2 protein-coding genes are annotated in these 761 nt (G+C 66.1%); both read right to left on the reverse strand.

What is annotated here, in order from left to right; genetic code table 11:
• A partial coding sequence (locus P2PM1_RS23765) for an IS3 family transposase (RefSeq protein WP_186400799.1) occupies positions 1-431 on the reverse strand: 431 nt, incomplete at its 3' end.
• A partial coding sequence (locus P2PM1_RS23770) for a transposase (RefSeq protein WP_208985406.1) occupies positions 428-761 on the reverse strand: 334 nt, incomplete at its 5' end. The genes P2PM1_RS23770 and P2PM1_RS23765, both read right to left, overlap by 4 nt.

Here is a 761-nt window from a genome sequence, read left to right on the forward strand (position 1 = left end):
AGCCAGCCCTGACCGGTCCACAGATGGGTGATGTCTGCCGCCCACTTGCGGTTCGGGCCATCGGTGGCGAACTGCCGCGCGATCAGGTTCCCGGCGACGGCCAAGCCGCCGGTTCCCGCATCCCGGTGGCCGCGCCGGCGCTTCTGGCGCGCCCGCAGGCCGGTCTCGCGCATCAAGCGCGCAACCCGCCGCCGGCCGACGGCGAACCCCTGATCGCGCAACTCATGCACCATGCGCGGGCTGCCATAGGTGGCGTGCGACAGGAGAAACGCCATGCGTATCCGGGCAGACAGAACCTTGTCGTCGCGCCGCCGCCGGCTCTGCGGGCGCCGCTTCCAGGCATAATAGCCGCTCTGGCTGACCGACAGGACGCGGCACATGCGCGAGACCGGATGCTCCGCTTTCCTTGCATCGATGAACGCGTAGCTCATCGCCTTGCCTCGCTTGCAAAGAAAGCCGTGGCTTTTTTTAGGATCTCGCGCTCCTCGCGCAGGATTGCATTCTCACGCCGCAGCCGCTTCACCTCGTCTTCCGCCGTCTCCGAGACGGGCGCCGAAACGGCGCGCGCGCGAGCCGAGGCAACCCACCGCTCCAGCGTCGACAAGCCTATCCCCAGTTCCCGCGAAACCTCCGCCTGGCGACGACCAACCGAAACAACCAGCCGAACCGCTTCGTCCCGGAACTCCTGCGTAAATCGTTGCTGCTTCATCAAAAGCCCTCCAAGGCCAGGAAACCCTCTCCACTTTTGCGAAGCAAGTCCA

This window comes from Stappia sp. P2PMeth1, from assembly GCF_900185735.1.
GTDB lineage: Bacteria > Pseudomonadota > Alphaproteobacteria > Rhizobiales > Stappiaceae > Stappia.